Below are 25,304 nucleotides of genomic sequence, written 5' to 3' on the forward strand. Positions count from 1 at the left end.
TACCAATCGTTTGCCAAGTAAACTCTAGGCCATGCGGGTGAGGCGGATCCTGGAGGAGGCCGTGGCCCGGGGCGTGGTGCCGGGGGCGGCGTTTGGGGTGGTCTTCGCCGATGGCCGCCGCCAGGCCTTCCACCTGGGCCTAGCCCAGCGGGAGCCCGAAGCGGTGCCCCTCGAGGCCGGTTTCTATTTTGACCTGGCCAGCCTCACCAAGCCCCTCTTCACCCTTAAGGAGGTGTTGCGGGCGGTGGAGGAGGGGCTTTTGGACCTGGACGACCCCCTGGCCGCCCACCTTCCCGACCTCCTCTGGCTCAAGGACCATCCCCTGAAGGGCAAGACGGTGCGGGAACTCCTCGCCCACACCGCGGGCCTTCCCGCCTGGGAGGCCGTGTACACCTGGGGCCAGGGGGAGGCCCTCAAGGCCCGCCTCCTCCAGCACCCCTGGCCCCTGGGGGAGGCCGTGTACTCCGATATCGGCTACATGCTCTTAGGCATCCTCCTGGAGCGGGTTTGGGGGCGGCCCTTGGCCCAGTTTGCCTTGCCCGAGGGGCTTACCTTCGCCCCTCCCCCGGAGAGAAGCGTGGCCACGGAGCGCTGCCCCTGGCGGGGGAGGGTCCTTAGGGGCGAGGTCCACGACGAGAACGCCTTCGCCCTGGGGGGCGTGGCGGGGCACGCGGGGCTTTTCGGCACCCTGGAGGGCCTTTTGGAGGAGCTTTTGGCTATCCTTCAGGGGCGCTGGCTTTCCCGGGCCGCCCTGGAGGAGATGCTCCGCCCCCACGGGGAGAGGCTTCTTTCCTGGGAAAGGAAGCGCCCGGGCTGGCAAGGGGGGAGTCTAGCCTCGGAGAAGGCCTTCGGGCACACGGGGTTCACCGGGGTGGCGGCCTTCGTGGACCCGGAGCGGGGGTACGCCTGGGCCCTCCTCACCAACGCCGTCCACCCCACCCGCCACCGCCCCTCCATCGCTCCCCTGCGCCGGGCGGTGGCCAACGCCCTGGCCGCGGAGGTGCCATGACGGAGGTTTGGGCGGAGCGCTACCGAGATCTGGACCTGTGGCCCCCGGAGGAGGTCCTGGAGGCCCTCTATGAGGGGCAGCTCCGAGCCCTCTCCGCCCTCAAAGCCGCCCTCCCCCTTCTCAAGGAGGCGGCCTTGGAGGCGGCCCGGCGCCTAAGGGAAGGTGGCCATCTGGTGTACGCCGGAGCCGGGACCAGCGGCCGCCTGGCTGTGCTGGACGGGGTGGAGCTTTTCCCCACCTTCGGCTTCTCCCGGGTACGCTTCCTCCTCGCCGGGGGGAAGGAGGCCTTCCTCCAGGCGGTGGAGGGCGCAGAGGACGACCTGGAGGAAGGGCTTAGGGAGGGGCGCGGCCTGGCCCCGGGGGATGTCCTGGTGGCGGTGGCGGCGAGCGGCACCACCCCCTACACCCTCGGGGTCCTCCTGGGGGCCAAGGAGGCTGGGGCCTTGACGGTGGCCTTCGCCAACAACCCCGGCGCCCCCCTGTTGCGGGAGGCCCACCATCCCGTTCTCCTGGACACGGGCCCCGAGGTCATCGCCGGGAGCACGCGGCTTGGGGCCGGGACCGCCCAGAAGGCCGCCTTGAACCTCTTTTCCACCCTGGCCATGGTCCTCCTGGGCCGGGTCTACGGGAACCGCATGGCCCGGATGCGGGCCAGCAACGAGAAGCTCCGCCAGCGGGGGGCGGGGATGGTGGCGGAGCTGGCCGGGGTGGGGGAGAAGGAGGCCTTGGACCTCCTTAAGGAGTATCCCGACCCGGCCCTCGCCGCCTTGGTGGCCCTGGGCCTTTCCCCCGAGGCGGCGGAGGGGCTTTTGGAGGCCAAGGGGGTACGGGGCGCTTTGGCGGAGGTGAGGGGGTGAGGCTTCTGGCTCTGGCCTTGGGCATGGGTATGGCGGCGGCGCAGGCGGGAAACTTCCTGGTGGTGAGCTTCAAGGAGGAGGAGCCCCCGTGGGGTCTTTTGGAGCGGGTCCGCCCCGCGGGGGTGATCCTCTACCCCTCCAACCTGCGGCGGGACCCCCAGGGCCTGGTGCGGCGCCTTAAAGCTTTTGACCCCAGGCTGGTGGTGATGGTGGACCAGGAGGGCGGGCCCTTCACCACCTACCGGGAGGGGGTGGTGCGCTTCCCCCCCGCCATGGCCCTGTCCGCCAGCGGGGATGAGGGGCTGGTGGAGCGGGTGGGCTGGGCCTTGGGCTGCCAGGTGCGCCGCCTAGGGGCGGACGTGAACCTGGCCCCGGTGCTGGACGTGAACGTGAACCCCCAAAACCCCATCATCGGGATCCGGTCTTTCGGGGCCGACCCCGAGCGGGTGGCCCGCATGGCCCTCGCCTTCGCCCGCGGGGTCCTGCGCTCCGGGGCAAGGCCCGTGGGCAAGCACTTTCCTGGCCATGGGGACACCCAGACCGACTCTCACCTGGACCTTCCCCGGGTGGACAAGCCCCGCGAGGCCTTAGAACGGGTGGAACTCCTGCCCTTCCGCCGCTACGTGGCCGCGGGGATGCCCGCCCTGATGACCGCCCACATCCTCTTCCCCGCCCTGGACCCCAGGCTTCCCGCCACCCTCTCCCCCGCCATCCTCACCGGGCTTTTGCGCAAGGAGCTGGGCTTCAAGGGGGCCGTCCTCACGGACGACATGGCCATGGGGGCCATCAAGCGGAACTACGGGGCCGGGGAGGCGGCCCTCCTGGCGGTGAAGGCGGGGGCGGACCTGCTCCTTTTGGAGCCCGACGAGGGGGCCGTCCTCGAGGTCCACGCCCGCCTCACCCGGGCCCTGGGCAAGGAGATCCCCAAGGCCCGGGCCGAGGAGGCCAAAAGGCGGGCCCTTTCCCTCCTGGCGGGCCCGGGCACCTGCGCCTTCACCCCTAAGGAGGAGGAGGCCCTGGCCCTCGAGGCCGCCCGCCGAGGGGTGGTGCACCGCTTCGGCGCCCTCCCCATCCCGGGGCCGGGAACCCTGGTCCTGGGCCTCAGGGTGACGACCCGCTACGGGGCCGAGCCTACCCTGGCTGACCTGGCCCCCATCTACCTCCCGGGGAGCGCAGGGAAGAACCTGGGAGAGGACCCCACCCCGGAGGAGATTGCGGAGGCCCTGGCCGCCGCCAAGAGGGCGGAGCGGGTGGTCCTATCCACCTTCCACTGGCTCGGGGACTTCAAGGCGGGGCAGAGGGCCCTCTACCGGGCCCTGGCCTCCTTGGGAAAGCCCCTCTACGTGGTGGCCCTCGGCAACCCCGACGACCTAAGCCACCTGGGGGGAAGGCCCGAGGGCTACCTGGCCACACACGGCTACCGCGCGGTCCAGGTGCGGGCCGCGTTGGAAGCCCTGGCGGGGGTGTATACCCCCACCGGGCAGTGGGTGTTTGGAGGTGAACCATGAGAGGAATGCTTGTGGCCCTTTTGGTCCTTTTGGGACTGGCCTCGGCCCAGAAGCTGGTCTTGGCCAGCTGGGGAAGCCAGGAGGAGATCCAGGCTTACCAGCAGGTTCTCCGCCTCTTCCAGGAGAAAAACCCCGGCATCCAGGTGGAGTACATCAACATCCCCTCCAACGAGTACCTGGCCAAGATCACCGCCATGATCGCCGCGGGCACGCCCCCGGACGTCTTTTTCCTCAACAACATAGACTTCCCCGGGATGGCCTCGAGGGGCGTGCTCAAGCCCTTGGACCCCTACCTCAAGCGGGACAACTACCCCACGGGCGACATCTTCCCCGGCATCCTCAAGGCCTTCCAGTGGGGCGGGGCCCAGTACGGCCTTCCCCGGGACGTTTCCAACCTAGTGGTCTTCTATAACCGCAACCTCCTGCGGAAGGCGGGCCTGCCCGACCCTAGCCCCGACTGGACCTGGGAGGACTTCCTGCGCTACGCCAAGGCCCTCACGGTGGAAAAGGACGGGCGCCGGGTGCAGTGGGGGGTTTCCTTCCAGACCTTCTACCTCTTCTGGCAGCCCTGGGTCTGGTCGGCGGGGGGGCGCTTCTACGCCCCGGACCACAGCCGGTTCCTGCTCAACAGTCCGGCTTCTTTAGAGGGGCTCCAGTTCTACCTGGACCTGCGGTACAAGCACCACGTGGCCCCCACCCCCGAGGAGGCCCAGGACCGGGGGGCCTTCACCATGTTCCTGAACGGGCAGACCGGCATGATCGTGGACGGGCGCTGGCGGGTGCCCACCCTGAAGGCCCGGGCCAAGTTTGACTTTGACGTGGTTCCCTTCCCCCGGGGCAAGGCGGGGAGCGTGGTGGACATTGACGGCTCTGGTTGGGTCATGGCCGCGGGCACCAAGAACCCCGAGGCCGCTTGGAAGCTCCTCTCCTTCCTGGCGGGGCCGGAGGCCAGCCAGGCCTTCACCAAGACGGGCCTCATCATCCCCGCCCGGGGGGTGGACGTGAAGAACGTGGAGAGGAGCATCCAGGGCCTCAAGGACTTCTTCGTCCCGCCCCCTCCCAAGAACCAGCAGTACTTCCTCACCGTGAACCGCACCGCCAGGCCCACGGAGACCTTTGAGCGCTGGAACGAGGCCCTGCAGCTCATCAACAAGGCCCTCGAGCCCGTGTGGCAGGGCAAGGCGGAGCTGAAGGGGGCCTTGGACGGGGTGGCCCCCCAGGTGCAGAAGATCCTGGACGAGGTCCAGGCGGAGCGGAAGCGCCGCTAGCCCACTGGGCCAGGAGGCCCCATGCGCGCCTACGCCCGTTTCCCCCTCCTCTTCCTCCTGCCCTCCTTGGTGGGCTTCCTGGCCTTCAACCTGGGGCCCATCCTGGCGAGCCTCCTCCTCTCCTTCGTGAGCTACGATGGCCTGCGCCCCCTGAACCTGGAGACAGTTCGGGAGAACTGGGTGGGCCTGGCCAACTACCGCCGCCTCCTCGAGGACCCCGTTTTCCACAAGGCCTTCCTCAACACCCTCTTCTACGTGGGGGTGGCCGTTCCCTTGGAGATCGTCCTGGCCCTCCTTCTGGCCCTAGGCCTCAACCGGCCCTGGCCGGGGGTGCGCCTCCTGCGCACCCTTTACCTCCTCCCCACGGTGACCAGCGTGGTGGCGGTGGGGCTCCTCTGGCGCTGGGTGCTCAACCCCACCGTGGGGCCGGTGAACCTCTTCCTGCGCTGGGTGGGGGAGAGGCTTCTGGCCCTCTGGGGCTTGCTGGGGTGGGAGCCCCCGGGCCCCGTGGTCTGGCTGGCCAAGGAGGGGCCAGGGTGGCTTTCCGACCCCGCCTTTGCCATGTGGGGGGTGATCCTGGCCGCCGTGTGGGCGGGGGTGGGCCTCCGCATGCTCATCTTCCTCGCCGGGCTCCAGGGCATCAACCGGGAGTACCTGGAGGCGGCCAGCCTGGACGGGGCCAACAGCCTTCAGCGCTTTTTCTATGTGGTCTTGCCCCTTCTTTCCCCCACCGTGTTCCTCAACACCCTCCTCGCCATGATCGGGGGGTTTCAGGTCTTCGGGCTCATCTACACCATGACCGGGGGTGGCCCCTTGGACAGCACCAACGTGCTCATGCTCTACCTCTACCGGAAGGCCTTCGGCACCTTCCCCTTTGAGATGGGGTACGCTTCCGCCATCGCCTGGGTCCTCTTCCTCATCCTCTTCGCCCTCACGTACCTCCAGTGGGTCCTCAGGCGGCGCTGGGTTTTGGAGGAGGCATGAGGCTTCTCGGCCGGCTTTGGGACGCCCTGGTCTTCCTCTTCCTCCTCTTGGGGGGGCTCACCATGCTCGTCCCCTTCTTCTGGATGGTCTCCACCAGCCTGAAGGCCCCGGGATCTGTCTTCGACCTCCCCGTGGAGCTTTGGCCCCGGGAGCTCCACTGGGAGAACTACTACCGGGTGGTGACCGCCGTTCCCTTCGGGCGCTGGTACCTGAACTCCCTCCTCGTGGCCTTGGGCCTCACCCTCTTGAACCTCACCAGCGGGGCCATGGCGGGCTACGCCTTCGCCCGCTTCCGCTTCCGGGGCCAGGGGGGGCTTTTCCTCCTCTTCCTGGCCACCCTCATGATCCCCGTGCACGTGCTCATCATTCCCCTCTTCATCCTCATGCGGAACCTGGGCTGGGTGGACACCTACTACGCCCTCATCCTTCCGGGCCTCTTTGACGCCTTCGCCATCTTCCTCATGCGGCAGCACTTCCTGCAACTCCCCAGAGAGCTGGAGGAGGCGGCCATCGTGGACGGGGCCACGCCCTGGCAGGTGTACTGGAGGGTGGCCCTGCCCCTGGCGGCGCCCGCCCTAGCCACCTTGGGCACCTTCACCTTCCTCGCGGGTTGGAACAGCTTCCTCTGGCCCCTCATCGTCACCAACTCCCTGGAGATGCGCCCCCTCACCGTGGGGCTTGCCGTGTTCCAGGGGCAGTTCTCCACGGAGTGGACCGTGCTCATGGCCGGGCTCACCCTAGGCACCCTTCCCCCCATCCTGGTCTTTCTCCTGGCCCAGCGCTACTTCATCCAGGGCCTGACCCTGGGGAGCCTGAAGGGGTGAGGGCGGTGTCCCCGCGCTTCCTCGCCGCCTTGAAGGAGGCCCTGGCCCGTTACCCCACGCCCTTTTACGCCTACGACTGGACCCGGGTGGAGGTCCAGGTGGCGAGGCTCAAAGCGGCCTTTCCCCGGGCCCGGCTCTTTTACGCCCTGAAGGCCAACCCGCGCCTCGGGCTTCTCCGCCGCCTGCGGGGCCTGGGGCTGGGGGCGGAGGCCGTCTCCCTGGGGGAGGTCCTGCGCGCCTACCGGGCGGGCTTCGCCCCGGAGGAGGTGGTCTTCAACGGCCCGGCTAAGGCGGAGGAGGCCCTCCGGGCTCTCCAGGGGCAGGTCCCCTGGGTGGTCCTGGACTCGGAGAGCGACCTGCGCCGGGTGGCCCGGGTGCTTCCCGGCGCCCGGGCCTTGCTCCGGGTGAACCCCGACCTTCCCGTGGCCACCCATCCCCACCTGGCCACGGGGAGCGGAGAGAGCCAGTTCGGGGTGCTGCCGGAGGAGGTGCCCCGCCTCTTTCGCCTGGCCCGGGACCTGGGCCTTGACGTGCGCGGCCTGCACCTGCACCCGGGTTCCAAGCTGGACCGGGTGGAGGATTTCCTGGAGGGATACCGGGTCTTGGAGGCCCTCTTCCCGGAGGTGGGGCGGGTGGCGGTGCTGGACCTGGGGGGCGGGTTTGGGCTCCGGTTGCCCTTGGAAAGCCTACAGGCCCCCATGGAGGCCCTGGCCCGGCGGTACGGGGCGAAGGTTTTCCTGGAGCCTGGCCGGTACCTGGTGGCGGAGGCCGGGGTGCTGGTGGCCCGGGTGGTGGCCCTCAAGCGCACGCGGAGGCCCTACCTAGTCTTGGACGCGGGCATGACCACCCTGCTGCGCCCGGCCCTCTACGGGGCCTTTCATCCCGTCCTTCCCCTCTACGAGGGTGGGGAGGAGGAGGTGTTTGACCTGGCGGGGCCCGCCTGCGAGGCGGGGGACGTGATGGCCCGGGGCGTGCGGCTCCCGAGGCCCAAAGAGGGGGATGCCCTGGCCTTCCTCGAGGCCGGGGCCTACGGGGCCAGCATGGCCCTCACCTACCTGGACACCCCCAGGCCCTTGGAGCTCCTCTGGACCGGGGAGGGCTTTGAGGTCCTGAGGCCCCGGGAGGACCTGGAGGGGCTTTTGGCGGAAGGGTGATGGGCCGTGGTATCCTCAGGGCCGGGCCCAAGGGCCCTCCCATGCTGCGGCTGGAAAACATCACCAAGCGCTTTGGCCCCGTGGTGGCCAACCGGGGGGTGAGCCTCGAGGTGGGCCGGGGGGAGGTCCTGGCCCTCCTGGGGGAGAACGGGGCGGGGAAGACCACCCTGGTGAGCCTCCTCTACGGCCTCTACGCCCCCGACGAGGGGCGGATTTTCCTGGAGGGAAAGGAGGTGCGCATCCCCTCCCCCCGGGCGGCCCAGCGCCTGGGCATCGCCCTGGTGCCCCAGCACCCGGAGCTCATCGAGGCCCACACGGTGGCGGAGAACCTGGCCCTGGGCTTGGACCTGCCCCTTTTCTTCAGCCGGCGGGGCCTGGTGCGCCGGCTTCAGGCCCTCCTCCGGGACCATCCCCTGGGGGTGGACCTCGAGGCCCCCGTGGCCCGGCTCTCCGCGGGGGAAAAACAGCGGGTGGAGCTCCTCCGCGCCCTCCTCAACCGCCCCAAGGTCCTCATCCTGGACGAGCCCACCAGCGTCCTCACCCCCAAGGAGGCGGAGGACCTCTTCCAGGAGGTGCGTAGGCTCAAGGCCCTGGGCCTTTCCGTGATCTTCATCAGCCACAAGCTGGACGAGGTCCTCGCCGTGGCCGACCGGATCGCGGTCCTGCGGGGAGGGGAGAAGGTGGGGGAGGTGAGGCGGGAGGAGGCCCACAAGGACCTCCTGGTCCGGCTCATGGTGGGGCGGAGCGTGGCCCCGCCCCCCCGGGTGCCGCCCCCGGGGGAGGAGGTGGTCCTGGAGGTCAAGGACCTCCTGGTGCCCCGGCACGGCTTTCCCGTCCAGGGGGTTTCCTTCACCCTGCGCGCGGGGGAGGTGCTGGGGGTGGCGGGGGTGGCGGGGAGCGGCCAGACGGAACTCCTGGAGGCCCTGGCGGGCCTAAGGCCCTTCCGGGGGGAGGTGCGCCTTCGGGGAAAGCCCCTGCCCCAAGACCCCGCCCGCCTCTTCGCCTTGGGCGTGGCCCACATCCCCGAGGAGCGGGCCGTGGGCGTGGTGGGGGGGATGAGCGTGGCGGAGAACCTGGCCCTGCGCACGTACCGGGAGTACGCCCCAAAGGGGCTTCTGGACTACCGCTCCCTGGAAAGGGACGCGGCGGCCCTCATGGCCCAGTACCGCATCGCGGCCCCTTCCCCCCGCACCCCCGTGCGCTTCCTCTCCGGGGGCAACGTCCAGAAGGTGATCCTGGCCCGGGAGCTTGGGCGCGGGCCCAGGCTCCTCTTGGCCATGCATCCCACCTACGGGGTGGACGTGGGGGCGGCGGAGGAGGTGCACGGGCGCATCCTGGACCTGGTGCGCCAGGGGGCGGCGGTCCTTTTGGTGAGCGAGGACCTGGACGAGATCCTGGCCCTCTCCCACCGGGTGGCCGCCCTGTACCACGGGCGGATGGTGGGGCCCGTTCCCCGGGAGGCGGCGGACCGGGAGCGGCTTGGGCGCATGATGACGGAGGGGCGGGCATGAGGTGGGAGCTGGACCCTAGCCCGAGCCCCAAGAAGGTGGTCCTGGCCTACGCCCTCTTCCTGGCCCTCGCCCTCCTGGCCCTAGGGGGGCTTTTCCTGGCCTACGGGGTCCACCCCGCCAGGGCCTACGCCCTCATGCTCTCCCCCTTGGGGGACCCCTTGGGCCTGGCGGAGGTGGCCCGGCGGAGCATCCCCCTCCTCCTCATCGGCTCGGGGCTGGCCCTGGCCTTCCGCGTGGGCTTTTTCAACATCGGGGCCGAGGGGCAGCTCCTCCTGGGGGCGGTGGGGGCGGCCTACGTGGCCCTCTTCCTGCCCCCAGGCCCCTGGACCCCCGCCCTCATGTTCCTCCTCGGGGGGGCCTTGGGGGCCCTTTGGGTGGGGCTTGCCGCCTGGCTCAGGGTGCGCTTCGGGGCCAGCGAGATCCTCACCACCCTGATGCAGAACTACCTGGCCTACTACCTGGTGGTCTACCTGGTGGCGGGGCCCTGGAAGGGGCAGTTCGTCTTCGGCTTCCTCTACACGGACCGGTTTCCCCCCGAGGCCGAGCTTCCCCGCCTGGGGGAAAGCCTCGTCCACTGGCCCACCCTCGGCCTCGGGGTGTTGGCCGCGGCCTTCTTGCACCTCCTCCTCTTCCGCACCCCCTTGGGCTTCGCCTGGCGGGTGTTGGGGGAAAACCCCCTGGCGGCCCGGTATTTGGGCCTCAACGGGGGGAGGCTCCTCCTGGGGGCGGCCCTGGTTTCCGGCATCCTGGCGGGTTTCGCCGGGGTGGGGGAGGTGGCGGGGATCCACCACAGGCTCCTGGAGCCCGCCCAGATCTCCTTGGGCTACGGGTTCACCGCCATCCTGGCGGCGTGGCTGGCCCGGGGGCGCCCCCTTGGGGTCCTCCTCACCGCCCCCCTTTTGGGCCTCATCCTCGCCGGGGGGGATGCCCTGAAGCTTTCCCTTTCCATGCCCTTTCGCGTGGTGGACGTGGTGGCGGGGCTCTTGCTTTTGGCCCTCATCGGGGCCGAGGCGGCAAGCCGCCACCGCCTGATCTGGAGGCGCTGATGGAAGAGGCCTTGTTGCGCGCGGTCCTCTTTGGCACCCCCATCCTCCTGGCCTCCTTGGGGGCGCTCCTGGGCGAGCGGGGTGGGGTGGTGAACCTGGGGGTGGAGGGCATGATGGCCCTCGCCGCCCTGGCGGCCTTCGCCGTGGCCCAGGAGGCCGGGCCCTACCTGGGGGTCGCCGCCGGGGTGGGGGTAGGGGGGGTGCTGGGGCTTTTCCTGGGGGTCTTCGCCATCACCCTGCGGGCCAACCAGTTCGTGGCGGGGCTGGCGGTGGCCGCCCTGGGGCTTGGGGCCTCGGGGCTTCTGGGCAAGCGCTACGAGGGGGTACCCCTGGAGAGCCCCCTGCCGGAAGGGGGTTTTGCCCTCTGGGCCCTGGGGCTTGCCGTGGTCTTGCACCACCTCCTCCTGCGCACCCGCCTGGGCCTCTACCTGCGGAGCGTGGGGGAGAACCCCAAGGCGGCCGACCTCTTCGGGGTGAACGTGGACGGGGTGCGCTACCTGGCCCTGGGGGTGGGGGGAGGGCTCATCGGGCTTGCGGGGGCCTACCTCTCCTTGGCCTACCGCCCCTCCTGGACGGACGGGATGACCTCGGGGCTCGGCTGGGTGGCCATCGCCTTGGTGATCCTGGCCGCCTGGCAGCCCCTGAGGGCGGTGCTTTTCGCCTACCTCTTCGGGCTTCTCTTCTTCCTGCAGTTCCGCCTCCAGGGCAGTGTACCTATACCGTCCGAGGCCTTCGCCGCCATGCCCTACCTCCTGGTTATCCTGGTCCTGGCCCTCTCGGGCCGCACCCGGGCCCCCAAGGCCCTGGGCGTGCCCTTTGAGCGGGGGAGGTGAGGGATGAGAAAGCTTTGGGTGCTGTGGATCCTGGCCCTGGGCCTGGCCCTGGGGCAAGGGGAGAAGCTGAAGGCCTGTTTCCTCTACGTGGGTCCCATCGGGGACGCGGGCTGGACCTACGCCCACGACGTGGGGCGGAAGAAGGCGGAGGCCGCCCTGCCCTGGCTGGAGACCCGGTACGTGGAAAGCGTGCCCGAGGTCCAGGCCCTGCCCGTCATTGACCGCTTCGTGCGGGAGGGGTGCCAGGTGGTCTTCGCCACCAGCTTCGGGTACATGGAGGCGGTCCTCGAGGCCGCCAAGAAGTACCCGAGCGTCCTCTTCGCCCACGCCACCGGGATCAAGCGGGCCCCCAACGTGGCCACCTACATGGCCGACTTCTACCAGGTCTACTACCTGAACGGCCTGGCGGCGGGGGCCCTCTCCAAGACGGGCAAGGTGGGATACGTGGCCGCCTTCCCCATCCCCGAGGTGAAGCGGCACATCAACGCCTTCGCCCTTGGAGTGCGGGCGGTGAACCCCAAGGCCCAGGTGCTGGTGCGCTGGATCAACGCCTGGTACGACCCGGCCAAGGCCCGGGAGGCCACGGAGGCCCTCCTCGCCCAAGGGGCCGACGTCTTCGCCTTCACCGAGGACACCCCCACGGTGATCCAGACCGCGGCCAAGAAGGGCGCCTACTCCTTCGGCCACTACACCCCCATGCTCAGGTTCGCCAAAGACCACGTGGTCTCGGGGCAGATCGTGCACTGGGACGTCATCTACGTGGATTTCCTGAAGAAGGTGCGGGAAGGGGTCTACACCGCCAAGAACCTGGACAAGGTGGACTACTTCTGGCTCCTCCAGCACGGGGCGGTGGAGATGGGGGCGGATTACGGCGTGCCCATCAACCCCAAGCACGTGCCCCTGTTGCAGAAGGCCCGGATGCGGGTGGGGGGCAAGGAGGTCCCGGTCTACGACCGCATCATGGCCCTTCTCAAGGACATGCAAAGCCCAAAGCCCACCTTTGACCCCTTCACCGGCCCCATCCAGGACCGCAAGGGGGTGGTCCGGGTTCCCGCGGGCAGGAAGGCCACCCTCGAGGAGCTCCTCACCATGGAGTGGGCCGCCCCCGGGGTGGTGGGGGACTGGCCCGGGGAGCCCCGGTGAGCCTACCCCGTGCCGGCCCATGCCGGCACGGGGGCCCAGCAATACACCCCATGCTGGCGCAAGCCAGCATGGGGGCCCTGTCATGGCCCCGAGGGGCTACAGGCTGCGGAAGACCTCCTCCAGGATCTCGAGGCCCAAGGCGGCCTCCTCCCGGTTCAGGACGAGGGGCGGGGCGATCCTAAGGGCGGAGGGCCCCGCGGGGAGGAGGAGGAGCCCCTTTTGGAAGGCCAGGGCCACCGCCTTGTCCCGGAGGTCGGGCCGCTCCCTTTCGGGGGAGCCGAAGTCCACCCCGATCATGAGCCCCCGCCCCCGCACGTCCCCCAGGAAGGGGAAGCGCCCCTGCATGGCCTTGAGCTCCCCTAGGAGGTAGGCCCCCACCTGGGCGGCGTTTTCCATGAGGCCCGCCTCCAGGAGGTCCAGGGTGGCGTGGGCCGCCGCCGCGGCCACCGCCTGCCCGCCGAAGGTGGTGCCGTGAGCCCCGGGCCGCCAGCTTCCCAGCTCCTCCCGGAAGAGGAGGGCGCTTAGGGGATAGCCCGAGGCCAGCCCCTTGGCCAGCACGTAGGCGTCCGCCTCCACCCCCTCGTGCTCCAGGGCGAAAAACCGCCCCGTGCGCCCGGCCCCGGTCTGCACCTCGTCGGCCACCAGGAGGATGCCGTGGCGCTCCAGGAGAGCCTTGAGCTTGGGGAGGAAGCCCGCCGGGGGCACCACGTAGCCCCCTTCCCCCTGGATCGGCTCCACGAAGAAGGCGGCCACCTCCTCCGGGGGCAAGGTGGTGCGGAAGAGGTGCTCCAGGTGGTCCAAGACCGCCTCCCCCACCTCCCCGGGGCCCGCCCCCAAGGGGGGGCGGAAGGGGTTGGGGAAGGGTACGTGCACCACCCCGGGAAGGAGGGGGGAGAAGCCCTTGCGGTAGGCGCTCTTGCTGGCGGTGAGGGAAAGCGCCCCCAGGCTCCGGCCGTGGAAGGCCCCGGTGAAGGCCAGGAGGTAGGGGCGGCCCGTGTGGTGGCGCACCAGCTTGATGGCGGCCTCAATCCCCTCCGTCCCCGAGTTCCCGAAGAAGACCCGGTAGCCTCGGCCCAGTTTGGCCACCAGGCGCTCGGCCAGGGAGAGGGTGGGCTCGTGGGTGAAGTCGGAGAAGCAGACGTGGGCGAAGCGCGCCGCCTGCGCCGATACCGCCTCCAGGACCCGGGGGTGGGCGTAGCCCGTGGTGTTCACGGCGATGCCCGCCATGAAGTCCAAGAAGACGTTGCCGTCCACGTCCTCCAGGAAGACCCCCTGGCCCTTGGCGGGGACGAAGGGGTAGGGCCGGACGTAACTGGGGGAAAGCAGAGCCTCCCCTTTTTCCAGGAGGGCCTTGGCCTTGGGCCCCGGGAGGGGCGTCCTCACTTCCGGTTTCATACGGGGCCAGTCTACCAGGGGGATAGGCCCTTTCCCAGGGGCACTTTATGCGGGGAGAACGCAGGGTTTTGCGGGGGGTTTAGAGCAGGCCCCGGGCCAGGAGGTGGGGCCTGGCGTAGAAGAGGGTGAGGGCGGTGGAGGCGTCTTCCACCCTTCCCCCCTCCAGGAGGGCGTAGAGTTCCCGCAAGGGCAACTCCACGGGCTCCAGGAGTTCCCCGTCTTCCAGGTGGGGCTCGGCCACCACCTCCGCCCCCAGGGCCAGGAAGGGGTGGAAGACCACGGCGGTGAAGGAGGGCTGGGGGTGGAAGGGGGGAAGGGAGAGGACTTCCCGGGCCCGGGCCCCCACCTCCTCCAAAAGCTCGCGCCGGGCTGCCTCCTCGGGGGTTTCCCCCGCGTCCACCTTGCCCGCGGGGATCTCCAGGAGGAACTTTCCCGTGGGATGGCGGTACTGGCGGATGAGGAGGGCGGTGGCCCTTTCGGTTACGGGCAGGACGAAGCTGGCCGCCACGGGCCCCGGGCGGTAGATGTAGGTGAGCTCCTTGCCCGTGTGGGTGCGGAGCCTTTCCCGCACCAGGCGCACGGGCTCGGAGAGGATCTCCTCCAGGGAAAGCCTTTTCCAGGGGCTCATCGCGTCATCCGCTCGATGACCCGCCGCACCTTGTCCCCCGGCGCCTTGGGGCCCAAGGCCTTGGTCACCGCCCCGATGGCCGCCAGGGGGGTTTTGAACTGGGAGAAGTCTATGTGCTCCCGGATCCAGGCCTCCAGCTCCTCCTCGCTCATCTCCTTGGGGAGGAACCGGTCCAGGAACTCCACCTCGAAGGGGTTGCCCTGCTCCAGGGCGATCTCCTTCAGGGCCTTGAGCACCTTCACCGCCTCGGCGTCGGGGAGGGGCTTGCCGTCCCCCTTGCGGTCCAGCTCCGCCTTCACCACCCGGGCGAAGTCCAGGGTCTTCTGGTCCCGGGCCTTCATGGCCTCCTTGATGGTCTCCTTGATGGCCTCGTAGATCCCCATCCCCCTTAGTCTAGCCCGTAAAATGCGCTTATGTGGGCGCTCCTTTCCGTTTCCGACAAAAGGGGGCTTGTGGACTTCGCCAGGGGGCTCCTCGCCCTGGGCTTCCGCCTCCTGGCCACCGGGGGGACCCACAGGGCCCTGGCGGAGGCGGGGCTTCCCGTCACCTCCGTCTCCGAGTTCACGGGCTTCCCGGAGGTCCTCGAGGGCCGGGTCAAGACCCTCCACCCCAAGGTCCACGCCGCCCTCCTGGCCCGGCCCGACCAGGAGGAGGAGCTCAGGGCCCTGGGCTTTGAGCGCATCGGGGTCTTGGCGGTGAACCTCTACCCCTTCCGGGAGACGGTGGCCCGGGGGGCCTCCTGGGAAGAGGCCCTGGAGCAGATTGACATCGGGGGGCCCGCCATGCTCCGGGCGGCGGCCAAGAACCACCTGGCGGTCCTCCCCGTCTGCGACCCCGAGGACTACGGGAAGGTCCTCGAGGCCTTGCGCCAAGGCCCCACCCCGGCCTTCCGCCGGGAGCTTGCCCGCAAGGCCTTCGCCCACACCGCCCTTTACGATGCCGCCATCGCGGAGTGGCTCGCCGGGGAGAAGTTCCCCGAGGAGAAGCTCCTCCCCCTCAAGCGGGAAGCCCCTTTGCGCTACGGGGAAAACCCCCACCAGGAGGCGGCCCTGTACCGGGTGGCCGGGGAAGAGGGGCCCCTTCTCCAGGCCCGGGTTCTCCAGGGCAAGGCCATGAGCTTCAACAACTACCTGGACGCCGAGGCCGCCTGGAACCTGGTGTCGGAGTTTGAGGGGCCCGCCTGCGTGGCCGTCAAGCACCAGAACCCCTGCGGGGTGGCCCTGGGGGAGAGCCCCCTGGAGGCCTACCGCAAGGCCTACGAGGCCGACCCCGTCTCCATCTTCGGGGGCATCGTGGCCCTCAACCGCCCCGTGGACGGGGCCACGGCCGAGGCCATGGCGGGGGTCTTCTTGGAGGTGGTCCTGGCCCCCGCCTTCAGCCCCGAGGCCCTGGCGGTCCTCGCCAAGAAGAAGAACCTGCGCCTCCTCCAGGTGCCCTTCCCCGCCCGGGGCCCCTACCTGGACCTGAGGCGGCTAAGGGGTGGGGTGCTCCTTCAGGACGCGGACACCGAGGACCCCGTGGCGCTGAAGGTGGTCACGGCCAAGGCCCCGGAAGAGGCCCTCTGGCCCGACCTCCTCTTCGCCTGGAAGGTGGTGAAGCACGCCCGCTCCAACGCCATCGTGGTGGCCAAGGACGGCCAGACCCTGGGCATCGGGGTGGGGCAGACCAACCGCTACGCCGCGGCCAAGCACGCCCTGAAGACCGCCAAGGAGAAGGCGAAGGGGGCAGTCCTAGCCTCGGACGCCTTCTTCCCCTTTGACGACGTGGTGCGCCTGGCCGCCTCCTTCGGCATCGCCGCCATCATCCAACCCGGGGGGAGCGTGCGGGACGAGGATTCCATCAAGGCGGCGGACGAGGCGGGGATGGCCATGGTGTTCACGGGCGTGCGCCACTTCCGCCACTAGCGAGCCTGGCCGCTTCCCGCAGGCGCCGGTGGGCCTCCTTGAAGCCCACCAGCTTGCGGCTCTCCTCGTCGTGGAGGTGCAGGTCGGCGAAGGCCATCCTAAGGGCGTCCTTCAGGGTCACGGTGGGGGCCACCCGGACCAGGTCCACCTCCTCCTGCACCTTGGGCAGGTGGTAGTTGGGGATCTTGGGGGCCAGGTGGTGGATGTGGTGGAAGCCGATGTTGCCCGTGAGCCACTGGAGGACCTTGGGAAGCTTCAGGTAGGTGCTTCCCTCCATGGCCGCCTTCAGGTACTCCCAGCGGGGGTCGTGCTCCCAGTAGGCGTCCTCAAACTGGTGCTGCACGTAGAAGAGGAAGATGCCCAGCATCCCGGCCAGGTACTGGATGGGGAGGTAGACCAGGAGGAGGGTCTTGAGGCCGAAGCCCAGGTAGATGCCCACCCAAAGGAGCACCAGGAAGAGGTTGGTGAGGGCCACGGCGTTCCGCACGGAGGGCTTCTCCGAGCCGTAGCCCAAGGGCAGGCGGTAGGAGAGCATAAAGACGTAGATGGGCCCCAGGAGGAACATGACGAAGGGGTTGCGGTAGAGGCGGTACTGCAGGCGTTGCCAGGGGGTGGCCTTCAGGTACTCCTCCAGGGTCATGGTGTAGATGTCCCCCACGCCCCTTTTGTCCAGGTTGCCGCTCGTGGCGTGGTGGCGGGCGTGGGAGAGCTGCCAGTGGTGGTAGGGCACCAGGGTCAGCACCCCGGCGAGGAAGCCCAGGGTGTCGTTCATCCACTTCTTGGGGAAGAAGGAGCCGTGCCCGGCGTCGTGCTGGAGGATGAAGAGGCGCACCAGGAAGAGGGCGGCCACCAGGTCCAGGGCCAGGGTGAGGAGGAGGGAGACGGAAAGGGCCCTATGGGCCAGGTAGAAGAGGAGGAGGAGGGGCAGGAGGGTGTCCGCCACCTGGCGCAGGCTTCGGGAGAGGTTGGGTTTGGCGTAGGGCTTGATGAGGGGGATCCAGTCTTTGGGTTCTACTTTCGCCATAATCACTCCTCTTTTCGGGAGCCCCTTTAGGGTACCCTGGGGAATCATGAGGGCGATGAGAGGGCGGTTCCGGGTAGGGGAACGGGGGTGGGAATTCACTCCCAGGTAAGGGGCCCTGGGCTAAAATGGCCTGCGAGATGCCCCGGCGAACCCAAGTGGCCCTGCGCCTCTCCCAGGCGCTTCTGGAGGAAGGTTCCTGGCCGAAGAAGTTGGAGCGGTTTCTTTTGGTCCTCCTCGGCATCCCCTGGCTACCCCTTAAGCCCACCGGGGCCATCTTCCTGAAGCGGGGGGAGAGCCTCCACCTGGTGGCGGAGAGGAACCTGGACGGGCCCCTGAAGTCCCTCTGCGCCCGGGTGCCCCTGGGGCGGTGCCTCTGCGGGCGCGTGGGCCTCACGGGCGTGGCCCTCCACGCTGCGGAAGTGGACGAGGAACACGAGACCCGCTACGAGGGCATGCCGCCCCACGGGCACGCCCTCTACCCCCTCAAGGTGGGGGAGCGGGTGCTGGGGGTGCTGAACCTGTACCTGGAGCCCGGGGCCAGGCTTTCCTCCGAGGCCCGGGCCACCTTGGAGATGGCGGCGGGCCTGTTGGCGTTGGCGGTGCTTCGGGAGCGGGCGGAGCGGGCGGCGAGGGTGTTGCACCGGGCTACCCTGCTGAGCCTCGAGGCCGCGGACGAGGCGGCGTACCTGAAGGGCCTGTGCGCCCTCCTGGTGGAGGAGGGCTACGCCCTGGCCTGGGTGGGGGAGGCCCTGGCGGACGGCCGGGTGCGCCCCGTGGAGGGTGCGGGGGCGGTGGCCTATCTGGAGGGCCTGGTGGTGCGCTGGGATGAGGCCCCGGAGGGGCAGGGCCCCACGGGCCGGGCGGTGCGCCTGGGGATGCCCCAGGTGCTTCGGGACCGAGACCAGGACCCCCGATATGGCCCTTGGCGGGCCCGGGCCCGGGCCTTTGGCCTTGCCTCCTCCGCGGCCCTGCCCATCCGCCTGGGGGAGCGGGTCTGGGGGGCTTTGAACGTCTACGCCCCGGAGGCGGACGCCTTTGACGCGGAGGAGGTGGAGCTGCTTCAGGACCTGGCCCGCCTGGCGGGGAAGAGCCTGGAGCGTTTCCGGGCCGAGGCCCGGGCCCACCTCCTGGCCCAGGTGGTGGAGGAGGTGCCCGAGGGCATCTTCGTCACCGACCTGGAGGGGCGCATCCTCTACGCCAACCGGGCCCTCTTCGCCCATACCGGCTACGCCCCGGAGGAGGTTCTGGGGCAAACCCCCCGCCTCTTCAAGTCGGGGAAGCACCCCGCGGCCTTTTACCAGGCCCTCTGGGAGACCCTAGACCGGGGCCAGGTGTTCCAGGCGGTCTTCTGGAACCGCAGGAAGGATGGCCAGCTCCTCGTGGAGCACAAGCTCCTCACCCCCTTGCGGGACCCCAGGGGGCAGGTGGTGGCCTACGCCTCCACGGGAAGGGAGATCACCCGGGAATATAGCCTCTACCGCGTGCAGCAAGTCCTCCTGCGGCACCTGGACCTCTTCTTGCGGCAGGGGGCGGGCCGGGGCCACCTCCAGGGGTTCTTGCGGGAGGCCTTGGAGGCGGTGCCGGGGGCGGACGGGGCCGGGCTTCTCCTGCAGGGGAAGGACGGCCTTTACTCCTTTGCCGCCCTGGTGGGGATGGAGCCTAGCCTGGGGGAACTCGTCCTCACGGAGGAGGAGTTCCAGGGGTTGGGCCTGGCCGCCTGGGGCCGCTTGGGCGGGGAGGAGGTGGGGCGCCTCCTCCAGGCCTTGCCCGAGGAGAAGCGCCGCCTCTTCCAGGCGGGCTTCTTGCGGCTTCGCGAGGCCGTCTACGCCCGGTTGGAGGTGGCGGGAAAGGCGGTGGGCCTGCTTTTCTTCGCCTCTTTCGCGGCGCCCCTGCCCCAAAGCGTAGGGGAGACCGTCCAGCTCTTGGCCCTGGAGCTCCGGGGGCTTTTGGAGTGGGAGCGGGAGCAGACCAGGGCCCACTACCTCACCTACCACGACCCCCTCACGGGCCTGCCCAACCGGGCCCGCTTGGAGGCCGAGCACCCCCAGCTGGACGGGCCCGTGGCCCTGGCGCTCCTGGACCTGGACGGGTTCGGCCAGGTCCAAGAGGCCCTGGGACGGTCTGGGGGCGATGCCCTCCTTCGGGCCTTGGCCCAGCGCCTAGAGGGCCTTCTGCCCCCGGGGGCCCGCCTTTACCGCACGGGGGAGGACGAGTTCCTCTTCCTCCTGCCCCTGGACCTGCCGGGGGTGGAGGCGTTCCATCGGCGGTTACAGGAGGCCTTGGCCCACCCGGTGCCGGTGCTGGGCCAGCCGGTCCGGGTGCGGGCCTCCCTGGGGGTAGTCTTCGCCCCTCGGGACGGGCGGGCCCTCCCCGCGCTCCTGCGCCGGGCCGACCTGGCCCTGCGCCGCGCCAAGGCCCAGGGACGGGGGGGCTTGGCCTTCTTTGACCTCGAGGTGGAGGAGGCCTACCGGCGGCGGACCGAACTCCTTTCCGGCCTGGAGCGGGCCCTAGGGGAGGGGAGCCTGGCCCTCTTCGCCCAGCCCATCGCGGAGCTGGACACGGGGAAGCCGGTGGCCTTGGAGCTCCTCTTGCGCTGGTCCAGGGAAGGGGGGTTCGTTCCCGCCGCGGAGTTCATCCCCCTGGCGGAGGAGGCCGGGCTCATCCCGGAGCTGGACCTTTACGTGTTGCGCCAGGTGGGGGCCCTCCCCGACACGGGGGCGTGCTACCACGTGAACCTGTCCCCCAAGACCCTCCTGGACCCCAGGCTTCTGGAGGTGGCCAGGGGGCTCCAGGGGCGGAGGCTGCGCATGGAACTCACGGAGTACGCCCTGGCCCAACCGGGTTCCGAGGAGGTCCTCCTGGCCTTGAAGCGCATGGGCTTCGGCCTGGCCCTGGACGACTTCGGCCAAGGGTACGCCTCCTTGAAAACCCTGGCCAGCCACCCCTTCTCCGTGGTCAAGGTGGACCGGGCCTTTACCCGGGGCATCGGTCGGGAACCCAGGGCCGAGGCCGTCCTTCGGTCGGTGGTGGGCCTGGCTCAGGAGCTCGGCCTGCTCCTGGTGGCCGAGGGGGTGGAGCGGGAGGAGGAACGGGCCTGGCTCCTACGGGCGGGCTACCGCCTGGGACAAGGGTATCTTCTGGGGCGGCCAGCCCCCTTTTGGCCTAGCGGGGTTTGAGCCGCTCCTCCGAGTCCAAAAGGAGGGTCACGGGCCCCTCGTTCACCAGGTGCACCCGCATGTGGGCCCCGTAAACGCCCGTCTCCACGTGGACCCCTTGCTGCAGGAAGGCCTCGAGGGCCACCTCGTAGAGCCTTTTGCCCTGGTCGGGCGGGGCGGCCTGGACGAAGGAGGGGCGGTTGCCCTTGCGGGTGTCCGCGTAGAGGGTGAACTGGCTCACCAGAAGCACCTCCCCCTCCACCTCCTTCAGGGACAGGTTCATCTTCCCCGCCTCGTCGGGGAAGATGCGGAGGGCCACGATCTTCCGGGCCAGGTAGAAGGCGTCCTCGGGGGTGTCCTTCTGCCCCACCCCGAGGAGGACCAAAAGGCCCTGGCCGATCCTCCCCACCACCTCCCCTTCCACCTCCACAAAGGCCTCGGAAACCCGCTGCACCACCGCCCGCACCGCCTACCTCCTGGGCCCGGCGAAGAGGGCCACGGTTCCGGGCCCGGCGTGCACGCTCACCGCGGCCCCCGCCGGCAAAAGGGCCAGGACCTCCACCCCCTCCGCCCGCACCCCCTGGCCCAGGGCCAGGGCTCCCTCGGGGTTCCCCGCGTGGGCCAGGTGGACCAGGGCCCCTTGGGGGAAGTCCCGGCGGAAGACCTCCACCACCTTGCGCAGGCCCTCGGCGAAGCCCCGCACCCGGGGGCCGGGGAGGACCCTGCCCTCCCTCACCTCGAGGACGGGCAGGACGCGCAGGAGGCTTCCCACCAGGTTCTGCAGGCCGGAGATGCGCCCCGAGCGGTGGAGGTAGGCCAGGGTCTTGGGCAGCACGTAGCCCCGCACCCGTTCCCGGTAGGGGTGGACGGCCTCTTCCAGGCGCGCCCAGGATACCCCTTCCCTTAGGAGCCGCCGGGCCTCCTCCAGGACCAGCCAAAGCCCTCCGCTGAGGGACCAGGAGTCCAGCACCTTGACCCTTCCCCCGTAGTCCCGGGCCACCGCTTTAGCGGTGGCCACCGTGCCCGAGAGCTGGCCCGACACGTGCACGGAGAGGACCCGGCGGTGGGTGGCGAGGAGGTCCTCGTAGGTCCGCCTCAGGTCCTCGGGGGCCACCTGGCTGGTGGAGAGGCGCTCGCCCTTTTCCAGGAGGGCCAGGACCTCCTCGGGGGAGATCTCCACCAGGTCGCGGAAGGCCCGGTCCTTCCAGATCACCTGCTGGGGCACCACGTGGATGCCCCGCTTCCTGGCCTCCTCCAGGCCTAAGCCCAGGGTGGAGTCGGCCACGAAGGCCACCTCAGAGGCTGTAGGCGTAGAAGCCATAGGTGCCCGGTCCCGTATGGCTCGCGATCACCGCCCCCAGCTCGCTCACCAGGGCCTCCTCCACGGGTAGCCCGGAGGCGAGGATCAGCTCCTTGAGCTCCCGCACCGCCCCCTCTTCCGCGCTATAGAGGAAGAAGGCGCGGATCCGCCCCCGCCCGGCCCCCCAGGCCTTGAAGTCCCGCAGGATCTCCTCCTTGGCCTTCCTTTCCCCCCGGGCCCGGCCCGCGGCCTCTACCCGGCCCTCCTTGAGGGTGAGGATGGGCTTGATGCCCAGGAGGGTCCCCAGGAGGGCCTGGGCCCCGCCGATGCGCCCCCCCCGTTTTAGGAACTCCAGGGTGGCCACGCTGAAGCGGACGAAGTGGTCCCGGCGGAGGCGTTCCAGCTCCGCCAGCACCTCCTCCAGGCCCTTTCCCTGGGAGAGGAGTTCGTGGGCGCGCAGGACCATCATGCCGATGCCCAAGGAGGCCGCTTGGCTGTCAAACACCGTGACGCGGCCGGGGAAGTTCTGGGCGGCCAGCTCCGCCGACTGCACCGTTCCCGAGAGCTTGGCGGAGATGTGGATGGAAAGGACGTGGTCCGCCCCCGCCAGGGCTTCCTGGTAGGCCCGGAGGAAGTCCTCGGGGGAGGGTTGGCTCGTGGTGGGGAAGGCCTCCCCTTGGCGCACCTTCTGGAAGATGGCCTCGGGGGTGATCTCCTCCCAGTCCTTGTAGACCTTGCCCCCCAGGTTCACGTAGAGGGGGACCACGCGGACCCCCAGGCTTTCCCTCAGGGGCTTGGGTAGGTCGGAGGTGGAGTCGGTTACCAGGGCTACCTTCATAAGGCCTCCTTCCGGTCCGGCCCAGGATACCATAGGGGTAGGGTGTAGTGTAGCCCGCTTGTTGCCCCTGGGGGACATTTCTGCTAGGGTCAAGGGTATATGTGGCGGGTTCTCGTGTCCGACGACATGCGGCTTGGGGAGGCCAGGTACCCGGGGGTCATCCTGGACTACCGGCCGGGAATCGGGCGGGAGGAGCTGCTGGAGGTCATTCCCGCCTACGATGCCCTCATCACCCGGAGCCGAACCCGGGTGGACGCGGAGCTTCTAAAGCGGGGGAAGCGGCTCAAGGTGGTGGGCCGGGGCGGCGTGGGGGTGGACAACGTGGACCTGGAGGCGGCAAGCCGCCTGGGCATCCTGGTGGTGAACGTGCCCGAGGCCAACACCCGCTCCGCCGCCGAGCTCGCCTTTGGCCTCCTCCTGGCGGCGGCCCGGGGCATCGCCCTTTCCGACCGGAAGATTCGGGGAGGGGAGTGGGACCGCAAGTTTTTGGGCCTGGAGCTCAAGGGCAAGACCCTGGGGATCGTGGGCCTGGGCAGGATCGGCGGCCAGGTGGCCCGCTTCGCCAAGGGCTTTGAGATGCGGGTCTTGGCCTACGACCCCTACATCCCCAGGACCCGGGCGGAGAGCCTGGGCGTGGAGCTTTTGGAGCACCTGGAGGACCTCCTCCGGCAGAGCCATTTCCTCACGGTCCACACCCCCCTCACCGAGGAGACCCGGGGGATGATCGGCCGGAGGGAGCTCTACCTTCTTCCCCGGGGGGCGGTGGTGGTGAACGCGGCCAGGGGCGGGATCGTGGACGAGAGGGCCCTATTGGAGGTTTTGGAGGAGGGGCACCTCTTCGCCGCAGGCCTGGACGTCTTCACCGAGGAGCCCCCGCCCAAGGACCACCCCCTCCTCGCCCACCCCCGGGTGGTCCTCACCGCCCACCTGGGGGCGAACACCCTCGAGGCCCAGGAGCGGGTGGGGGAGGCGGTCTTGGAGCGGGTGGTGCGGACCCTGGAGGGGGACCTTTCCCATGCCCTGAACACGGGCTTTGACCCGGAGGCCCTCCAGGCCCTGCAGGGCTTTTTGCCCCTGGGGGAGGCCCTGGGCAGGCTCCTGGCCCAGATCACCAAGGGGCGGCCCGAGGTCCTAGAGGTGAGCTTCCTGGGGCAGTTTGAGAAGGACCCCGAGCCCGTGGCCAGCGCCGTGGCCAAGGGCTTCCTCTCCCGGGTGCTGGGGGGCGAGGCGGTGAACCTGGTCTCCGCCAGGCCCCTCCTCAAGGACCGGGGCATCCGCCTGGTCACCCGGCGGCAGGAGGAGGCGGGGGAGTACACGAGGCTTCTAGAGGTGCGCCTGGCCACGGACCAGGAGGAGCGCCGGGCCCGGGGCGTGGTCATGGGGGGCAGGTCCAGGCTGGTGGGCATTGACGACTACGCCCTGGAGGTGGTGCCGGAAGGCTACATGCTGGTCTGCGTGAACTACGACCGCCCTGGGGTGGTGGGTCAGGTGGGGACGCTTCTGGGCGAGGCGGGGGTCAACATCGCGGGGATGCAGCTGGGGCGGGACGTGCCCGGCGGCCGGGCCCTCTTCGTCCTCACCGTGGACCAGAAGCCCGCCCCGGAGGTGCTGGAGGCCCTGAGGGCCCTTCCCGTCCTGGAGCGGGTGGACCTGGTGGAGCTCTAAAGGCTTCCGTCGGCGGGGTTAAGGTCGCACCAGAGAAGCAGCGCGGTTCGGAGGCCCAGGATAGTTAAGGCCCCTGTGGCCACGAGCACCATGACCGTAGCGCTGGCGAGGGGTTCTAGGCGAACTGTGTAGCCGTTGGCCTCGAGCGTCCAAACCATGGCGTGGAGGGCTGTGCGCTTGTTTCCGTCTACAAAGGGATGGTTTTGGCAGAGGCGGTAGCCCAGGGCCGCTACCTTGCTGAAAAAGGTGGGGTAAGCGTCCTGACCACCAGCGCTTTCCCGTGGCGCATAGGCGGCGCTCTCCAAAGCCTTCCTGTCCCTGAGTCCCAGGGTCCCCCGGTCTTCTCCAGAATTTCGTGGTGGGCTTGCAGGATGGCGTCTGGCGTGAGAAACTTATGCCCCCTGTGGCGGTAGTAGTATTTTCGGGGAGGTGCAAACAGTTGGGAAATAGCGCACACCACTTCACCCCATCGCTCACGCGCCCCCAGTTCCCGCCACTTCACCTCGGCGAGCCCCCACGACGCAAAAGCCTGGGAACGCTATACTCTCCCCAAGGAGGCTCCCGGTGAAGAAGAAGCCCAGGGTCACGCGTAAGCGTACCTTGAAAAGGAAGGAGAAGAAGACCTTCACCGGGGTCCACGCCCTCCTCTTCTTCCCCTTCACAGAGGACCTCCACCTCCTCCTGGACCTCATGCGCCGCTTCTCCGCCGCCATGCGGTACGCCTACAACCGCCTCCTGGAAGGATGGAGCCGGGAAGCCCTCAAGCGGGAGAACGGCCCCCTCTGCACCCTATTCGGTTTGAACACCCGCTACGCGGACGACGCGGTCCTGAAAGCTCAGGCCCTCATAGACGCCGCCAGGGAACTGGGCGAAGACCCCCGCAAGGTGGTGTTCGGAGGGAGGGGGCTCTTTGAGCAGCTCAAGCGCAAGCACCTCTCCGGCAAGCGCAGGGAGAAGGTCAAGCGGGAATGGAAGGAGAAGCGCCAGGGGCTTCTCTACTCCCGAGGGGACAGAACAAAAGGGGGCAACCTCAACCTCCGCCTGGAGGCAAAGGACGGAGCCCTTTGGCTCCGCGTCAACCTGGGAAACGGGAGGCACGCCCACGCCCTGGTGAAGACCTCCCACCCCAACCTGAGCGCCCTGGTGGAGCGTGTCCACGCCTCCCTCCCCTACAACGTGGAGCTCTCCCTCAAGGAGGGGAAGGTCTACGCCGCCTTCACCTGGGAGGAGGAGCCTGTGCCCCTCGTGGCCACGAAGG

At 69.5% G+C, this 25,304-nt stretch carries 22 protein-coding genes and 1 pseudogene; 15 read left to right on the top strand and 8 right to left on the bottom strand.

The genetic code is table 11. The features are described from left to right. Positions 1-31: 31 nt before the first annotated feature. The 11 genes from ACYQ0J_RS05455 to ACYQ0J_RS05505 are packed head-to-tail and all read left to right on the top strand — an operon-like array spanning position 32 to position 12,137. Positions 32-1,009: a serine hydrolase domain-containing protein gene (locus tag ACYQ0J_RS05455; RefSeq protein ID WP_460171168.1), complete on the top strand. Its 978-nt coding sequence runs from the start codon at positions 32-34 to the stop codon at positions 1,007-1,009. Then, a complete protein-coding gene (locus tag ACYQ0J_RS05460; RefSeq protein WP_460171169.1) occupies positions 1,006-1,866 on the top strand; it encodes an N-acetylmuramic acid 6-phosphate etherase in 861 nt (286 codons plus the stop codon). Before ACYQ0J_RS05455 ends, ACYQ0J_RS05460 begins: the two co-directional genes overlap by 4 nt. Continuing rightward, positions 1,863-3,374 carry a glycoside hydrolase family 3 N-terminal domain-containing protein gene (locus ACYQ0J_RS05465; protein WP_460171170.1) on the top strand — a complete coding sequence of 504 codons (1,512 nt, stop codon included), beginning with the start codon at positions 1,863-1,865 and terminating at the stop codon, positions 3,372-3,374. Before ACYQ0J_RS05460 ends, ACYQ0J_RS05465 begins: the two co-directional genes overlap by 4 nt. Further along, the gene (locus ACYQ0J_RS05470) at positions 3,371-4,642 is read left to right on the top strand and encodes an ABC transporter substrate-binding protein (RefSeq protein ID WP_460171171.1); all 1,272 of its coding nucleotides are present in this window, start codon (positions 3,371-3,373) and stop codon (positions 4,640-4,642) included. The genes ACYQ0J_RS05465 and ACYQ0J_RS05470 overlap by 4 nt, the downstream gene beginning before the upstream one ends. A 21-nt stretch (positions 4,643-4,663) precedes the next feature. After that, positions 4,664-5,626 carry a carbohydrate ABC transporter permease gene (locus ACYQ0J_RS05475; protein ID WP_460171172.1) on the top strand — a complete coding sequence of 321 codons (963 nt, stop codon included), beginning with the start codon at positions 4,664-4,666 and terminating at the stop codon, positions 5,624-5,626. Next, the gene (locus ACYQ0J_RS05480; protein ID WP_460171173.1) at positions 5,623-6,450 is read left to right on the top strand and encodes a carbohydrate ABC transporter permease; all 828 of its coding nucleotides are present in this window, start codon (positions 5,623-5,625) and stop codon (positions 6,448-6,450) included. Before ACYQ0J_RS05475 ends, ACYQ0J_RS05480 begins: the two co-directional genes overlap by 4 nt. Further along, a complete protein-coding gene (gene lysA / locus ACYQ0J_RS05485; RefSeq protein ID WP_460171174.1) occupies positions 6,447-7,604 on the top strand; it encodes a diaminopimelate decarboxylase in 1,158 nt (385 codons plus the stop codon). The genes ACYQ0J_RS05480 and lysA overlap by 4 nt, the downstream gene beginning before the upstream one ends. A 41-nt stretch (positions 7,605-7,645) precedes the next feature. Further along, the gene (locus ACYQ0J_RS05490) at positions 7,646-9,115 is read left to right on the top strand and encodes an ABC transporter ATP-binding protein (RefSeq protein WP_460171175.1); all 1,470 of its coding nucleotides are present in this window, start codon (positions 7,646-7,648) and stop codon (positions 9,113-9,115) included. Then, positions 9,112-10,161 carry an ABC transporter permease gene (locus ACYQ0J_RS05495; RefSeq protein WP_460171176.1) on the top strand — a complete coding sequence of 350 codons (1,050 nt, stop codon included), beginning with the start codon at positions 9,112-9,114 and terminating at the stop codon, positions 10,159-10,161. Before ACYQ0J_RS05490 ends, ACYQ0J_RS05495 begins: the two co-directional genes overlap by 4 nt. Next, entirely contained in the window at positions 10,161-10,994 is an 834-nt protein-coding gene (locus ACYQ0J_RS05500) for an ABC transporter permease subunit (protein ID WP_460171177.1), read from the top strand. The genes ACYQ0J_RS05495 and ACYQ0J_RS05500 overlap by 1 nt, the downstream gene beginning before the upstream one ends. Before the next feature lie 3 nt (positions 10,995-10,997). Next, positions 10,998-12,137, top strand: coding sequence for a BMP family ABC transporter substrate-binding protein (locus ACYQ0J_RS05505; protein ID WP_460171178.1), 1,140 nt, complete (start codon positions 10,998-11,000; stop codon positions 12,135-12,137). Between the two features lie 96 nt (positions 12,138-12,233). On the opposite strand, the gene ACYQ0J_RS05510 is transcribed toward ACYQ0J_RS05505, so the two are convergent. From ACYQ0J_RS05510 to ACYQ0J_RS05520, 3 genes are all read right to left on the bottom strand, one after another. Further along, positions 12,234-13,532: an acetyl ornithine aminotransferase family protein gene (locus ACYQ0J_RS05510; RefSeq protein WP_460171179.1), complete on the bottom strand. Its 1,299-nt coding sequence runs from the start codon at positions 13,530-13,532 to the stop codon at positions 12,234-12,236. Between the two features lie 79 nt (positions 13,533-13,611). Beyond that, positions 13,612-14,160, bottom strand: a complete 549-nt coding sequence (locus tag ACYQ0J_RS05515; protein ID WP_460171180.1) for an NUDIX hydrolase — start codon at positions 14,158-14,160, stop codon at positions 13,612-13,614. After that, positions 14,157-14,543 (bottom strand): GatB/YqeY domain-containing protein, encoded by a 387-nt coding sequence (locus tag ACYQ0J_RS05520; protein ID WP_460171181.1) that lies wholly within the window; start codon positions 14,541-14,543, stop codon positions 14,157-14,159. The genes ACYQ0J_RS05515 and ACYQ0J_RS05520 overlap by 4 nt, the downstream gene beginning before the upstream one ends. 30 nt (positions 14,544-14,573) lie before the next feature. Here ACYQ0J_RS05520 and purH point away from each other — a divergent pair, with 30 nt between their 5' ends. Next, positions 14,574-16,064 (top strand): bifunctional phosphoribosylaminoimidazolecarboxamide formyltransferase/IMP cyclohydrolase, encoded by a 1,491-nt coding sequence (gene purH / locus ACYQ0J_RS05525; RefSeq protein ID WP_460171182.1) that lies wholly within the window; start codon positions 14,574-14,576, stop codon positions 16,062-16,064. Here purH and ACYQ0J_RS05530 read toward each other — a convergent pair. After that, positions 16,036-17,088: a fatty acid desaturase gene (locus ACYQ0J_RS05530; protein ID WP_460171183.1), complete on the bottom strand. Its 1,053-nt coding sequence runs from the start codon at positions 17,086-17,088 to the stop codon at positions 16,036-16,038. The genes purH and ACYQ0J_RS05530 overlap by 29 nt on opposite strands. Before the next feature lie 137 nt (positions 17,089-17,225). On the opposite strand from ACYQ0J_RS05530, the gene ACYQ0J_RS05535 reads away from it, so the two are divergent. Then, positions 17,226-20,264, top strand: coding sequence for a bifunctional diguanylate cyclase/phosphodiesterase (locus ACYQ0J_RS05535; RefSeq protein WP_460171184.1), 3,039 nt, complete (start codon positions 17,226-17,228; stop codon positions 20,262-20,264). Here the strand turns inward: ACYQ0J_RS05535 and dtd are convergent. The 3 genes from dtd to ACYQ0J_RS05550 are packed head-to-tail and all read right to left on the bottom strand — an operon-like array spanning position 20,251 to position 22,381. Continuing rightward, entirely contained in the window at positions 20,251-20,709 is a 459-nt protein-coding gene (gene dtd, locus ACYQ0J_RS05540) for a D-aminoacyl-tRNA deacylase (RefSeq protein ID WP_460171185.1), read from the bottom strand. The two genes, ACYQ0J_RS05535 and dtd, sit on opposite strands and share 14 nt — an antisense overlap. 3 nt (positions 20,710-20,712) lie before the next feature. Continuing rightward, positions 20,713-21,564 carry a DegV family protein gene (locus ACYQ0J_RS05545; RefSeq protein WP_460171186.1) on the bottom strand — a complete coding sequence of 284 codons (852 nt, stop codon included), beginning with the start codon at positions 21,562-21,564 and terminating at the stop codon, positions 20,713-20,715. After that, positions 21,539-22,381, bottom strand: a complete 843-nt coding sequence (locus ACYQ0J_RS05550; RefSeq protein ID WP_460171187.1) for a DegV family protein — start codon at positions 22,379-22,381, stop codon at positions 21,539-21,541. Before ACYQ0J_RS05550 ends, ACYQ0J_RS05545 begins: the two co-directional genes overlap by 26 nt. Positions 22,382-22,480: 99 nt before the next feature. Here ACYQ0J_RS05550 and serA point away from each other — a divergent pair, with 99 nt between their 5' ends. After that, on the top strand, positions 22,481-24,046 hold the full coding sequence (gene serA / locus ACYQ0J_RS05555) for a phosphoglycerate dehydrogenase (protein ID WP_460171188.1): 1,566 nt from the start codon (positions 22,481-22,483) through the stop codon (positions 24,044-24,046). Here the strand turns inward: serA and ACYQ0J_RS05560 are convergent. Beyond that, entirely contained in the window at positions 24,043-24,351 is a 309-nt protein-coding gene (locus ACYQ0J_RS05560) for a type II toxin-antitoxin system death-on-curing family toxin (RefSeq protein ID WP_460171189.1), read from the bottom strand. The genes serA and ACYQ0J_RS05560 overlap by 4 nt on opposite strands. A gap of 259 nt (positions 24,352-24,610) precedes the next feature. Between ACYQ0J_RS05560 and ACYQ0J_RS05565 the strand changes: the two are divergent. Beyond that, positions 24,611-25,304, top strand: a pseudogene (locus tag ACYQ0J_RS05565) (IS200/IS605 family accessory protein TnpB-related protein); the annotation flags it as partial.

The organism is Thermus sp. FJN-A (assembly GCF_054655095.1).